We start from the raw sequence: 13,969 nt of genomic DNA on the forward strand, positions 1-13,969 counted from the left end.
TACTGGCGGGATCTGACCGTTGGTTTTGTCACTCATTTTTAAATACCCTCATCGATAAAGCGCAGGGAAACAAAATGGCTTTCAATCGCCAGGGGCGATTGAAAGCCAGGCGATGCGCCTCTGCGCCCAAACGGCGGGCCAGCGGCCGCTCAACGTCTCAGGATTCGCATTCGGCGATCACCAGCACTCTTACCGTACCTGAGGTTTTATTGTTGGATTTGTCCTCCATAAAGCAGGTGGCGGACACCGTGACACTGCTGCCGCTGAGGCCGGCGATCGCGCTGGAGACGTCGATTGTTTTCAGGTGGTGGTCGGTGTTGCCGTAAGAAACGTTAAACCCCTGAACGGCGACGGAAGCATTAATCACCCGTGAACCAAAATCCAAACTTTGAGTGGAGCCGGAACTGACGCTAATAACTTTAAATTGTGTCGTCGACATATATAACCTCGAATTTTTAGACAGCTGTGGGTAGCGCCGCTAAAAATAGCGGCGATGAAAAATAGAAGGTGAAGAAAAGTCTTATCAGAGATAAACAGCATAGTTAAAACTAGGGGAGGTAATTGATTCTGTCAATGCAAGTATAAATAAAATTAAACCATTTCAAAATCATGATGATAAATAAAATAACTTTTTTATCAATGATATTAAGCGTGTTAATTATAATCTTATTCAGTCGTTATTGAACTAAGGGTATTTCTGTGACAGGTGATGTTACATTAATTAGAGAGCGTTGTTTTTATTGTGTTAAGTGAATGGCACTCATGCTTCTGCGATGCCGTGCAATTAATTCAATAAAAAAAATTTCTCTGCTATATTTTAAAGCTAACCGTTTAGCGGAAAAAGAGAATGTGAATTGTCGCCCTGGGTGACAGTAACGACCGTGATCAAGACCGTTTTTATAATCCGGCTGGAGGAATACAGCATGAAAGCTGCCGTAGTGACGAAAAACCATACCGTAGACATTCAGGATAAAGTGCTGCGCCCGCTGAAGCACGGCGAGGCGGCGTTAAAAATGGAGTGTTGCGGGGTGTGCCACACCGACTTGCACGTGAAAAACGGCGATTTCGGCGAGGTGCCGGGCATTACGTTGGGACATGAGGGTATCGGCGTGGTCTCCGCCGTCGGTGAGGGCGTTACCTCGTTAAAAGTGGGTGACCGCGCTAGCGTCGCCTGGTTTTACCAGGGTTGCGGCCATTGCGAATATTGCGTCAGCGGCAACGAAACCCTGTGCCGCTCGGTGAAAAATGCCGGCTACAGCGTTGACGGCGGCATGGCGGAAGAGTGCATCGTGGTGGCGGACTACGCGGTGAAAGTGCCGGACGGGCTCGATTCTTTCGCCGCCAGCAGTATCACCTGCGCCGGGGTCACCACCTACAAGGCGGTGAAAATTTCCGATATCAAGCCGGGGCAGTGGATCGCCATCTATGGCCTGGGCGGGCTGGGCAACCTGGCGTTGCAGTACGCCAAAAACGTGTTTAACGCCAAAGTGATTGCCATCGACGTCAACGACGGCCAGTTGGAGTTCGCCAAACAGATTGGCGCCGATCTGACCATCAACTCCAAAACGCAAAATGCGGAGGAGATCATTCAGCAGCAAACCGGCGGCGCTCACGCGGCGGTGGTGACGGCGGTGGCGAAAGCCGCCTTCAACTCGGCGGTCAATGCGGTGCGCGCCGGCGGTAAAGTGGTGGCCGTGGGGCTGCCGCCGGAGAGCATGGATCTGAGCATTCCGCGCCTGGTGCTGGACGGCATTCAGGTGGTGGGGTCGCTGGTCGGCACACGCGAAGATCTGAAAGAGGCGTTCCAGTTCGCTGCCGAAGGCAAAGTGACGCCGAAAGTGACCAAACGGCCATTGGGCGATATCAACGCCATCTTCGACGAGATGAAGGCGGGCACCATTCGCGGTCGCATGGTGATCGATCTCGGCATGGCGAAATAAGCATCGCTAAAAAAGGCCACCCGCGGGTGGCCTTCTTGTCGTTATGCCCGGTTTAGAACAGGCCCAGCGGTTTGGCGTCGTAGCTGACCAGCAGGTTTTTCACCTGTTGATAGTGCGACAGCGCCGCCTTGTGGGTTTCGCGCCCGATACCGGAGTTCTTGTAGCCGCCGAACGCGGCGTGCGCCGGGTACAGGTGGTAGCAGTTGGTCCACACGCGCCCGGCCTTGATCGCGCGGCCCATGCGGTAGGCGCGGTTGATGTCGCGGGTCCAGAGCCCGGCGCCCAGTCCGAACTCGGTGTCGTTGGCCAACGCTAGAGCTTCGGCCTCATCCTTGAAGGTGGTGACGCCAATCACCGGCCCGAAGATTTCCTCGCGGAAGAAACGCATACTGTTGTTGCCGGTAATCAGCGTCGGCTGCAGGTAGAAACCGTTTTGCACTTCGTCGCCGCGCTGAGCGGGTTCGCCGCCCGCAACGATTTTGCCTCCCTCGTTTTTAGCGATGTCGATGTACGACAGGATCTTGTCATACTGCTGTTTTGACGCCTGGGCACCGATCATGGTCTCGGTGTCGAAGGGATCGCCCTGGCGGATGGTGGCGATGCGTGCCAGCACTTTCTCCATAAACTGCGGGTAGATGGATTCCTGGATCAACGCGCGTGAAGGGCAGGTGCACACCTCCCCCTGATTGAAGAAGCCCAGCACCAGCCCCTCAACCGCCTTGTCGATAAACTCCGGCTCCGCCTGCATGATGTCTTCAAAATAAATGTTCGGCGATTTGCCGCCCAACTCGACGGTGCTGGGGATGATGTTCTCCGCCGCACAGGCGAGGATGTGGCGGCCGACCGGCGTGGAGCCGGTGAAGGCGATTTTTTCGATGCGTTTGCTGCGCGCCAGCGCTTCGCCGGCCTCGGCGCCGAAGCCTTGCACCACGTTGAGCACCCCCGGCGGCAGCAGATCGCCGATCTCTTCCATCAGCACGCTGATGCCGAGCGGCGTCTGTTCCGCCGGTTTCAGCACCACGCAGTTACCGCCCGCCAGCGCCGGCGCCAGTTTCCAGGCGGCCATCAGCAGCGGGAAGTTCCACGGTATGATCTGACCGACTACGCCCAGCGGTTCATAGATATGGTAGGCCACGGTATTTTGGTCGATCTCCGCCGCAGTGCCTTCCTGCGCGCGCAGGCAGCCGGCGAAGTAGCGGAAATGGTCGACCGCCAGCGGCAAATCGGCATTCAGGGTTTCGCGGATCGGTTTGCCGTTGTCCCAGGTTTCGGTCAGCGCCAGCATCTCCAGCCGCGACTCGATGCGATCGGCGATCGCCAGCAGCACGTTGGCGCGTTCTTGCACGCTGGTTTTGCCCCAGGCGTCCGCCGCCGCATGCGCCGCGTCGAGCGCCAGTTCGATGTCTTTGGCGTCGGAACGTGGGAATTCGGCGATCGGCTGGCCGGTCACCGGCGAGGTGTTGGTGAAGTAGTTGCCGGATACCGGTTCGACGAATTTACCGCCAATGTAGTTGCCATAGCGTTTGCGGAACGAAACCAGCGAGCCAGGCAAACCGGGGTGGACATATTTCATGTGAAGCACCTCTCTGCAGATGATAACCGGCGCTATTGGGCTGCGCCTGTGAGTGCGGCATGTCGCCGCAGCACGGAGAAGCACGGCCCGTGCCAGATTGATGAATGGCGAAGATGATCGTTAAAAGATCTTATTTATTAACGCGTTAAAAGTTGATATGACGTGACGAATCATGCGGTACCGCCGCTGGCGATGGGTTTTTGTGTTCCGTGTCGCAACGCCTGATACACATCTGTGATACATATTTGCAACACTCGTAAACGGGGGGAGAAACGCATGTTGCCTGATGACCGCTTGCCCACCGAGGGCGCCAGTTTGTTGACCCGCCCGCTGGCGGAATCCTGGCAGCGCAGCCGGGGCTACGGCCTGACGCGCGCCGATCAACATATCCCTTTTATCAAAGCCGGATTACTCGAAGAGCTACGCAGCCGCAATGACTGGGTGCCGCAACGGGTACAGCCGCTGATCGAGCAGCTGGGCGCGCAAATTACGCGCCAGCCCGCCATCGTGGTGATCGCCGACGCCGACGGACTGGTGCTGGAAACCCGCGGCAATACCGACTTTCTGCACAAGGCGTCGCGCTTTGCGCTGGCGCCGGGCAACCAGTGGGGCGAAGCGGATCGGGGTACCAATGCCATCGGCACCGCGCTGGCACTCGGCGCGTTCTGCGAGGTCCGCGGCGACCAGCATTTCCTCAACCAAAATGCCGGTTTGAACTGCACTGCCGCACCGATCTATCGGCCGGATGGCCGCATTGCCGGCATACTGGATCTCTCCGCCCCCGCGCAGCGCCCGTACCGTGATGCACAGCGCCTGATCATGCAGGCGGTGCGGCATATCGAACACCGCTGGGTCAGAAGCGCGATCGCCGACCGTCACTGGACGCTGCGCCTGCACGCCAACGCCGGGAGCCTGGGCAGCGCGCAGGAGCTGCTGCTGGTGTTTCACGACGAAGTGCTGGTCGCCGCCAATCGGCTGGCGATGCTGGAGTTCCGGCTTTCACCGGCCGCATTAGGCTCGGTTGAGTTTGCCCAGCTGTTTCCCGACCTGCTGCGACAGCCCTCCGGCGCACCGCACCAGACGCTGGCCGGCAATCAACGGCATTATTATTCGCTGCTCGAGGCGCCGCAGCGCCGCGTTAGCGCCCTGCGTTCGGTTCCGCCGCCGGCGGAAAGGCATGACGAACAGCATCAGAAGGCGCTACGCATTCTCAACGCCGGCCTTTCGCTGTGCGTGACCGGCGAAACCGGCTGCGGTAAAGAGCATTTCAGCCGACGCTTGTTTCAACAGAGCCGCTGGCGCAACGGCAACTTCGTGGCGATCAACTGCGCGGCGCTGCCTGAGCCGCTGATCGAATCCGAACTGTTCGGCTATGCGCCGGGGGCGTTTACCGGCGCCAACCCGAAAGGGTATATCGGCAAGATCCGCGAGGCGGACGGCGGCGTGCTGTTCCTCGATGAAATCGGCGACATGCCGGCGGGCCTGCAAACGCGCCTGCTGCGGGTGTTACAGGAAAAAACGGTCACGCCGCTCGGTAGCCGCAGCGCTTATCCGGTCGATTTCGCGCTGGTCTGCGCCACGCACCACGATCTGCATCGGCAGGTAGAGGCGGGGGCGTTTCGTGAGGATTTGCTGTACCGCATACAGGAATACAGCCTGTGCATCCCGCCGCTCAGAGAGCGGGCGCAGCTGGAGACCTTCATTTTGCAGTTGTGGCGAGAGCTGGGCGGCGAGCGGCGCGACATTCGCCTGTTGCCGGAGGCGCTGGCGATGCTGGCGCGCTATCCATGGCCCGGCAACGTGCGGCAGCTGTTGAGTACGCTCAAGGTGCTGCTGGCATTGGCGGACGATCATGCGGTGCTCACCCTGGACGATCTGCCTCAGTCCATCGCGGTGCTGGCGCCGCGTCAGGAGAACGCCGATACCGGCCAGGCGGATCTGCAGACGGCGATCGACAGGGCGGGCGGCAATCTCAGCCGGGCGGCGAAGGCGCTGGGCGTTTCGCGCAGCACGCTGTACCGCAAGTTGGGGAGGCAGAAAGCGGTGGCGGAATGAAACGTCATGATTGCTCATCAATAACCGGCCCCTCGATGCGGGGCCGGTTCATGCTCTAGTCCCCCAGTCCCGGCGGATTAATCTCCGAATGGGCAATCTTCTCGTCGCTCTCCGCCCAGCGATCCAGCACCTGCAGATAGCTGCCGTTGGCGATGGCGCTGTTGAGCGATGCCTGCACCGCGTCCACCAGGCCGTTGCCTTTCTTCAGCGTGACGGCGATGTTGGCGGTTTTCGGCCAACCGCCGGGCACGATGCCTACCAGCCGGGTTTTGCCGGTCAGCCGCGCCTGGTAAGCGCCGGAGACGTTGGGCCCGAAGGTGGCGTCGGCGCGGCCGGACTGAATGGCCAGCGTGGAGGCGGCCTTGTCGGTGACGTACACAGGCTGCAGCGGCGCCAGCCCCTTGGCGCGGTTCTCCTTGTCCCAGGCCAGCAGCACCGCTTCCTGGTTGGTGCCGGAATCGACGATGATCTTTTTACCGGCGATATCCGGCGCGGTGTTGATCTGGGTGATCTTGCTGTCGGATTTGACGTAGAAGCCCAGCGTATCCTGGCGATAGGTGGCGAAATCGAATTTGGTCTTGCGTTCGTTGGTCACGGTGATGTTGTAAACCGCGGCGTCATATTTGCCGGAGGCCACCCCCAGCGGCCAGTCTTCCCACGACGTGGGCACCAGTTTGAGTTTCAACCCCAAACCGTCGGCCACCAGGCGCGCGATGTCCGCCTCGCTGCCGATCACCGTTTTATTGTCGCGGGCGTACAGGCCGAACGGCGGGCCGCTGCCCAGCAGGGAAATGGCCACCGTCAGCGTGCCGGGTTCCACGAACCGGAAGCCGGCGGGGATTTTGGCCACGGCTTCGGCGCTCTTCATCGTGTGGATCGGCGTTTCGTTAGCGACGAGATCCACGCCCGGTGCGGCGGCGGCGGAAAAACTCAGCAACGCCGCAATCACTATCATCTTTTTGCTATATATCATTATGTTAATTACCTTCATTATTATGGGTGTCACAGGGTCGTTGCACTATCTCTAAAGGCTGCAGATCTGTGAACGAACAAAATCAACTAACCAATCTTGGAAAAATCATGATGCGCCTCTGGCGGCGCTGAATCGATCGAGGATGAAGCATGTCGTCGCGTTTCGCTACGTTGGGCCGCATACCGCGCGGCGTGTGGGTATTGGGTGGCGTGAGCCTGCTGATGGACGTTTCCTCGGAAATGATCCATAGCCTGCTGCCGCTGTTTATGGCGACGACGCTCGGTGCCAGCGTGATCGTCATCGGGCTGATCGAAGGGCTCGCGGAGGCGACGGCATTGATCGTCAAGGTGTTCTCCGGCGTGCTCAGCGATTACCTCGGTAAACGCAAAGGGCTGGCGCTGCTGGGCTACGGGCTGGGCGCCATCAGCAAGCCATTTTTCGCTATCGCATCGTCGTCCGGCATGGTGATGAGCGCGCGCCTGCTGGATCGCGTGGGCAAAGGCATCCGCGGGGCGCCGCGCGATGCCCTGGTGGCCGACGTGACGCCGCCGGAAATTCGCGGCGCGGCCTTCGGGCTGCGGCAGTCGCTGGATACCGTCGGCGCCTTTTTAGGGCCGCTGCTGGCCGTCGGCCTGATGCTGCTGTGGCACAACGATTTTCGCGCCATCTTTTGGGTGGCGACGGTCCCGGCGGCGCTGGCGATTGCGCTGCTGTTTTTCGGCCTGAAAGAGCCGACCGCCGCGATAACCCACAAGCGCACCAACCCGATCACCCGCGCCAACCTGCGGCTGCTGGGGCGCAGCTATTGGTGGGTGGTGAGCATCGGCGCGATCTTTACGCTGGCGCGCTTCAGCGAAGCGTTCCTGGTGTTGAAGGCGCAGCAGGGCGGCACGCCGCTGGCGCTGATCCCACTGGTGATGGTCGCCATGAATCTGGTCTACGCCTGCTCGGCCTATCCGTTCGGAAAACTGTCTGACCGCATGAGCCATGAAGGATTGCTGAAAGCCGGGTTGCTGGTGCTGATCGCCGCCGACCTGGTATTGGCGCTGAGCGATCATTGGAGCGGGGTGCTGTTTGGCGTAGCGCTGTGGGGGGTGCACATGGGCATGACCCAGGGGCTATTGGCGGCGATGGTGGCGCATACAGCGCCGGCTCATCTGCGCGGCACCGCGTTTGGCATGTTCAATCTGATCAGCGGCGTGGCGCTGCTGCTGGCGAGTCTTGGGGCTGGAACCTTGTGGGAGCTGTTCGGTTCCGCCTCCACCTTCTACGCCGGGGCACTCATCTGCATAGTGACGCTTATCGGTATGCAGCTGGCGCCGTTTGGCGCACGGCAGGGGGCTTAACGGCCCTCGACAGATTGCGGCACCGCTTGCAGCAGCTCGGGCACCCGCTGGGATTCCACCGCCCGGCTGAACAGAAAACCCTGGCCAATATGGAAACCGGCTTCGCACAGCGTTTGCCGCTGCTGCTCGGTTTCCACGCCCTCGGCGATGATATCGATCGACAGCTTCTGACCGAGGATACCGATGCTTTCCACGATCGCCAGGATCGCCGGTTCGGTGTTCATGCGTTGAACGAAATCGCAGTCCAGCTTAATGCAGTCCAGCGGGTAATCCATGATATGGCTGAATGAGGAATGGCCGGTGCCGAAGTCGTCCAGTGCGATGCGGATGCCCATCTCTTTGAGCATTTGCAGCGCGCGCAGCACGTACTTGGAGCCATGTTTGTTGAACGCGTGCTCGGTCACTTCCAGTTCGATCAGGTGGTGGGGAATATGGAATTTCAGCAGGCGCTGCAGGAAGGTTTCGGCGTAGTTGTCGCGTAAAAATTCGATCGGCGACACGTTCAGCGAGATAGGGCGTACCGCCACGCCGGCCGCGCGCCAGCGGGCGATATCGGCGAAGACCTTCAGCTGCATGGCTTCGCTGATCTTGGTCGCCAGCTCGTAGTCGTTGAAGGCTTCGCTGACCGTCGCCGGCAGCTGTATGCCGTTTTGCGGGCAATGCCAGCGCAGCAACGCTTCGAAGCCGACGATGCTGCCGTCGGAGAGGCTGACCTTCGGCTGGTAGCTGGGACGGATGCAGTTGTCGCGCACGATCTGGCGCGCGTAGTTGAGCTGGCTGGCGCGCGCGCGGGCCTTGTCCATCATCTTGCGATCGAACATATAGACGCCGCCGCGGCCGCCGTCTTTCAGCTCATACAGCGCGGTATCGGCGCATTTCATCAGTTCCGAAGCGTCGCGGGCATCTTTGGGGTAGATGGCGCCGCCGATGCTCATGCCGCAATGCAGCGTCTTGCCACCGTGGGTGATCGGCGTCTCCAGCTGCAGCAGAAACTTGTTGGCGATGCGGAAAATATCCTGCTCGTTTTCAACGTCGCTGATTACCACCGCGAATTCGTCCCCCCCGAGGCGGGAGACGAACGAATGCGTATTCATGCAGGCGCTGAGCCTTTTACCCAGAACCCGCAGCAGATGGTCGCCCGCCGCGTGGCCCAGCGTGTCGTTCACCAGCTTGAAGTGGTCAAGATCCAGCAGCATCAGCCCGAGGGACTTGTTGCCATGCAGGGCGCGCTTCATCTCTTGCTTCAGCTTTTTCTTGAATAAGCGCCGGTTGGGCAGGCCGGTCAATTCGTCATATTCGCTGGCGAGCAACAGACGCTGTTCCATCACGCGTTGCGACGTCACGTCGCGCGAGACGCACAAGATCTCGGCCACGGTACCGCGTTCATCGCTGACCGGCGTGAGAATGTTGTCCCAATGCTGTTTTTTTCCTTGCGGCGTCACGCTTAATCCCGCGAAGCGCGCATTTTTACCGGCTCTGACGCTGTGCAGCGCCTTGCTGCCACGGCGGCGGACTTCGGGCGACAACAGCCCCAGCCAGGGCATGCCAAACTCTTTTTGCGCCGGATCCAGGCCGAGCGCCAGGCTGCCGGAGCGGTTCATGTGCCGCAGCGTGCCGTCGCGATTGATCACTTTGATGCAGTCGACGCTGGCGTCCAGCATGTCTTGCTGGATAGAGAGCGCCTGAACGTTTTGCTGACGTTGCAGCATTTGCAGGTGGATGTCGGTAGCGGTGAGGTACCAGCTGGGCTCCAGTGCCATGCCGTCCTGACAGGCGTTAAACGCCAGCATAAACCAACGGTAGGCGCCGCTGCGATCGCGCAGGCGTGCCTCGCCGGCGAATGAGGAGAGGGCAACGATCGCCTGGCGCCATTGTGTGGCCAGCCGATCGCGATCGTCGGGGTGCAGGGTATCGAGCCAATCAGCGGCGCCGTGTTCACCGGCGATTGCGCCGGTATAGTCGCGCCACTGTTTATTGAAGTAGCCGCCAAGGCGGTTGCCGAAGCAAATCAGACCGGGCAAGTCGTCTACGATTTCGCTATAGAGATCAATCGGATTTTTGTTATTGGTCTGCTTGGGCAACAGGGTCATGCGGCATTTCCTCGGAAAATTACCCATATTCTCGCTCTCTAGCAGAGCCTCTTTCAATATAGTCTTGCCAATGAAATTGGGAATAGCCAGCGGGCGCGGCTAAAAATCAGCCCGCTAGCATGGAATACATCCAGCGTGAACGCATTAGGAATACTCCTGTTATTTATAAGCCCCCCTTATATTGCAACGAAAAATAAGTGATCGGACCACGATGGGTTTTTGCCATAAAAGTTAATCAATCTGATGTTTCTATTTGATGAAATGTTCAGGTGTTTTTATGCTCTTCCACCGGCTGCTCTGCCGGCGCTATGCGTCTTCACTGACGAAAATCTCACTTATGGCGGCAATAACCGCCATTTTATGCACTCTTCAGCGGTTGTCGCAGCACCGTCGCCCGGCGTTTAGAGAAAAGTTATGATGCAAATCAAGAAATGTTTTGTTTCATCTGTTGACACTTTACTTACGTATAAGATAGCCTCGCGAATGATAATCATTAGAAAAACTGGATGGTGAGGCGAAATGCACCCACAGCCTGATCCTTACGCCCGCACCCGATGGTCGGGGCATTTCGGCGCAACGGCGCCGGCAAGCGTACATTCGCCTCCTCTCCAAACGTCTGCGCCATAGGCGCCCGGCGCGATGGCATCTCTTTGTCTGTCTGCGCCCATTTTCATCTCTCAGCCTGTCTGTTCGCGCGGCCCGCGTCGGGCCCGCATGTGTTATCCGTCGTTTCACGATCATAGGAGGTTTCAGCGCGGTTAAAACGTAAGTTTTCTTCTGGGTATAAATAAACATGGAGCGTAAAATGATACTTAATAAAAGATTGAAGTTAGCGTATTGCGTTTTTCTGGGTTGTTATGGCTTATCCATTCATTCTTCTCTTGCCGCTTATCAGGATCCCGGTCGATTGGGCGTGCCTGACAGTTGGAAAACCGCGGAGTTTAATCGCCAATGGGGGCTTAAGGCTATTTCCGCCGAATTCGCCTATGCCAGAGGCTATACCGGTAAAGGTATAACCATCGGCATTATCGATAACGCCATTCTTTCCCATTCTGAATTCGCCGGTAAACTGACGCGCCTGGATAACGGCAGTTATAACTTCTCGTATGATAAACAAGATAATATGTCTTTCGGCGATCACGGCACGCACGTAGCCGGTATCGCGGCGGCTAAAAGAGATGGCGCAGGTATGCACGGCGTTGCTTTCGACGCGGATATTATCGGCACCAAATTGAATGATTACGGTAATCGCAACGGCCGTGAAGAGCTGATTCAGAGCGCAGCCCGCGTCATCAATAACAGCTGGGGGATCGCGCCAGATATACGGCGAGACGCCAAAGGCGATATCATCTGGTTGCCGAACGGCAGGCCGGACTACGTGGCATTTGTAAAAAGCGAAGTGATCGCCGAGATGATGCGCAGCAAATCCAGCGTGGAATGGGGCAGCGAACAACCGGTGCCCACCGGCGGGCACAGCGCCATGTCGACGCTGCTGCGGGCGGCCAGGCACGGCAAGCTGATCGTCTTCTCGGCAGGAAATTACAACAACTACAATATCCCGGAAGCGCAAAAGTCACTGCCTTACGCTTTCCCGGACGTACTGAATAATTACCTGATTGTGACCAACCTGAGTGACGAAAATCAGTTAAGCGTTTCCTCGACCAGCTGCGGACAAACGGCCAGCTACTGCGTTTCCGCGCCGGGTTCTGATATTTATAGCACCGTTGGCCGGCTGGAATCCAATACCGGCGGTGCCGTGAATCGCGAAGCTTATAATAAGGGCGAGCTGTCGGTTAATCCCGGCTACGGCAATAAATCCGGCACCTCAATGGCGGCGCCGCACGTTACCGGCGTTGCCGCCGTATTGATGCAACGTTTCCCTTATATGAGCGCCGATCAAATATCCGCGGTAATTAAAACCACCGCCACCGATTTGGGTGTTGCCGGTATTGATAATCTGTTCGGCTGGGGACGTGTCAATTTACGCGATGCGATCAACGGTCCGAAAATGTTTATTACCCAAGAGGATATCCCGCAGGAATATTATGTACCGGGCTCCTACAGTGAAAAACAGTTCGTGGTGAATATCCCCGGCCTGGGAAATATCGTCGAACCCGGTACCTCTGTTGAGCGGCGCTGCACGTCGAGCGAATGCGACTTCGATTCGTGGAGTAACGACATCAGCGGGCACGGCGGCTTGACCAAAACGGGCGCCGGTACGCTGGCGTTGTTGGGTAATAACACCTATCGCGGTGATACCTGGGTGAAACAGGGCGTGTTGGCGATCAACGGTTCGGTGGCCTCCAACGTCTATATCGAAAATAGCGGCACGTTGTCCGGTGAGGGTACCGTAGGCGCCTTCAGAGCGGTTCGGGGCGGCAGCGTCGCGCCGGGTAACGGCATCGGCACGCTGCATGTGTTGCACGACGCCATTTTTGATCGCGGTTCGCAGTATAACGTGGAAGTGGCGGACAATGGCCGCAGCGATAAGATCGCCGCGCGGCGCGCGTTTCTCAACGGCGGCAGTGTGAATGTCAGCCTGGAGCGCAGCCAAAACCTGCTGTCGCAGAATGAGGCGCAGAGTCTGCTGGGCAACAAGTACACCATCCTGACCACGACGGACGGCGTCAACGGCCGGTTCGAAAACGCCAACCCATCGTATCCGTTTGTTAAAGTCGCGCTGGATTATCAGGGCAATGACGTCGGCCTTGGCATCACGCGCACCGACGCCAGCTTTGACAGCCTGGCCAGCACTGAGAACGAGAAAGCGGTAGCTCGTGCGGTGGAGACGCTCAACGCGACGGAACCAGTCACGGAAACGGTGAAGCGCAGCGTGGCTGCCCCTACCGCTGAGGCGCTAAGCGCACTGCAAGGTGATGAAGGCAAAGCGCAAGCCGCTACCGAAGATGCGGGCGTCGTAACCGGCCATCCGGTGTATGAAAGCTTCCTCGGCTTCACGTCGGCCAGAGAGCTGCAACAGGCGACCCGTCAACTGTCCGGCCAGATCCACGCGGATATGGCTTCCGCCCAGCTTAACGAAAGCCGTTACCTGCGCGATGCCGCCACCGAGCGCTTGCGCCAGGCGGAAGGCCGCCGTATCGCTTCCGATATCAAGGCGGATGATAATGGGGCCTGGGCGAAACTGCTGGGCAACTGGGGGCATGCTTCCGGCAACGACAACGCCACCGGCTACCAGACCTCTACCTATGGCGTACTGTTAGGTCTGGACAGCGAACTGTTTGACGACGGCCGGCTTGGGGTGATGACCGGGTATACCCGCACTTCGCTGGATGGCGGTTATCAGTCAGATGCCCACAGCGACAACTACCATCTGGGGCTGTACGGCGACAAACGCTTCGGCGCGTTGGCCCTGCGAGCAGGCGGCACCTATACCTGGCATCGCATCGACACCTCGCGCTCGGTGAACTACGGCGCGCAGTCGGATCGCGAGAAGGCCAAGTATAACGCGCGTACCGGTCAGCTGTTCATCGAAAGCGGCTACGATTGGTCGAGCGATGCGGTCAACCTTGAGCCGTTCGCCAACCTGGCGTATACCCATTACCGTAACGAGGAGATCAACGAGCAAGGCGGGGCAGCGGCACTGCGCGGCGACAAACAAAGTCAGTCCGCCACCGCCTCGACGCTGGGTCTCCGCGCCGACACCGAGTGGCAAACCGACAGTGTGGCGATCGCGCTGCGCGGCGAGCTGGGTTGGCAGCATCAATACGGCAAGCTGGAGCGCAAAACGCAGCTGATGTTCAAACGTACCGATGCGGCGTTCGACGTAAACAGCGTGCCGGTTTCCCGCGATGGGGCGATTCTGAAAGCGGGCGTCGATGTGTCGATTAACAAAAACGCCGTCCTGTCCCTTGGCTACGGCGGGCAGCTGTCGTCCAACCACCAGGATAACAGCGTCAACGCCGGTCTGACCTGGCGCTTCTGATCGCGGTTAGCGTGCTTCGCTTTATTCAGCCCTCATCGTGACGATGGGG

Annotated in this window: 8 protein-coding genes; 4 read left to right on the forward strand and 4 right to left on the reverse strand. The window is 58.7% G+C overall.

Features of this window, described 5'->3' with window-relative positions; genetic code table 11:
- Positions 1–157: 157 nt before the first annotated feature.
- A complete protein-coding gene (locus ACJ8IL_RS00220) occupies positions 158–367 on the reverse strand; it encodes a hypothetical protein (protein WP_049207659.1) in 210 nt (69 codons plus the stop codon).
- A gap of 556 nt (positions 368–923) precedes the next feature.
- On the opposite strand from ACJ8IL_RS00220, the gene adhP reads away from it, so the two are divergent.
- Positions 924–1,940, forward strand: a complete 1,017-nt coding sequence (gene adhP / locus ACJ8IL_RS00225; protein WP_004928541.1) for an alcohol dehydrogenase AdhP — start codon at positions 924–926, stop codon at positions 1,938–1,940.
- Positions 1,941–1,992: 52 nt separating this feature from the next.
- Here the strand turns inward: adhP and exaC are convergent, their stop codons facing one another.
- Positions 1,993–3,513 carry an acetaldehyde dehydrogenase ExaC gene (exaC, locus tag ACJ8IL_RS00230; RefSeq protein ID WP_060447184.1) on the reverse strand — a complete coding sequence of 507 codons (1,521 nt, stop codon included), beginning with the start codon at positions 3,511–3,513 and terminating at the stop codon, positions 1,993–1,995.
- 276 nt (positions 3,514–3,789) lie between these two features.
- Here exaC and ACJ8IL_RS00235 point away from each other — a divergent pair, with 276 nt between their 5' ends.
- Complete coding sequence (locus ACJ8IL_RS00235; protein WP_060433040.1) at positions 3,790–5,568, forward strand: sigma-54-dependent Fis family transcriptional regulator; 1,779 nt, start codon at positions 3,790–3,792, stop codon at positions 5,566–5,568.
- 55 nt (positions 5,569–5,623) lie between these two features.
- Here the strand turns inward: ACJ8IL_RS00235 and ACJ8IL_RS00240 are convergent, their stop codons facing one another.
- Positions 5,624–6,541 (reverse strand): ABC transporter substrate-binding protein, encoded by a 918-nt coding sequence (locus tag ACJ8IL_RS00240; RefSeq protein WP_442516267.1) that lies wholly within the window; start codon positions 6,539–6,541, stop codon positions 5,624–5,626.
- 149 nt (positions 6,542–6,690) lie between these two features.
- Between ACJ8IL_RS00240 and ACJ8IL_RS00245 the strand changes: the two genes are divergently transcribed.
- On the forward strand, positions 6,691–7,887 hold the full coding sequence (locus ACJ8IL_RS00245; protein ID WP_342095701.1) for an MFS transporter: 1,197 nt from the start codon (positions 6,691–6,693) through the stop codon (positions 7,885–7,887).
- On the opposite strand, the gene ACJ8IL_RS00250 is transcribed toward ACJ8IL_RS00245, so the two are convergent.
- Positions 7,884–9,977, reverse strand: a complete 2,094-nt coding sequence (locus tag ACJ8IL_RS00250) for a putative bifunctional diguanylate cyclase/phosphodiesterase (protein WP_442516268.1) — start codon at positions 9,975–9,977, stop codon at positions 7,884–7,886. The genes ACJ8IL_RS00245 and ACJ8IL_RS00250 overlap by 4 nt on opposite strands.
- A 907-nt stretch (positions 9,978–10,884) precedes the next feature.
- Here ACJ8IL_RS00250 and ACJ8IL_RS00255 point away from each other — a divergent pair.
- A complete protein-coding gene (locus tag ACJ8IL_RS00255; protein ID WP_442516269.1) occupies positions 10,885–13,920 on the forward strand; it encodes an autotransporter domain-containing protein in 3,036 nt (1,011 codons plus the stop codon).
- The last annotated feature ends 49 nt before the right edge of the window (positions 13,921–13,969 follow it).

The sequence above is a fragment of the Serratia sp. CY47444 genome (assembly GCF_052168635.1).
In the GTDB taxonomy this organism is placed as follows: Bacteria; Pseudomonadota; Gammaproteobacteria; order Enterobacterales; family Enterobacteriaceae; genus Serratia; species Serratia bockelmannii.

Excerpts from the sequence above, each read along its gene's own strand:
- adhP (WP_004928541.1), top strand. The coding sequence starts at position 924 with ATGAAAGCTGCCGTAGTGACGAAAAACCATACCGTAGACATTCAGGAT.
- exaC (WP_060447184.1), bottom strand. The coding sequence starts at position 3,513 with ATGAAATATGTCCACCCCGGTTTGCCTGGCTCGCTGGTTTCGTTCCGC.
- ACJ8IL_RS00235 (WP_060433040.1), top strand. The coding sequence starts at position 3,790 with ATGTTGCCTGATGACCGCTTGCCCACCGAGGGCGCCAGTTTGTTGACC.
- ACJ8IL_RS00240 (WP_442516267.1), bottom strand. The coding sequence starts at position 6,541 with ATGATATATAGCAAAAAGATGATAGTGATTGCGGCGTTGCTGAGTTTT.
- ACJ8IL_RS00245 (WP_342095701.1), top strand. The coding sequence starts at position 6,691 with ATGTCGTCGCGTTTCGCTACGTTGGGCCGCATACCGCGCGGCGTGTGG.
- ACJ8IL_RS00250 (WP_442516268.1), bottom strand. The coding sequence starts at position 9,977 with ATGACCCTGTTGCCCAAGCAGACCAATAACAAAAATCCGATTGATCTC.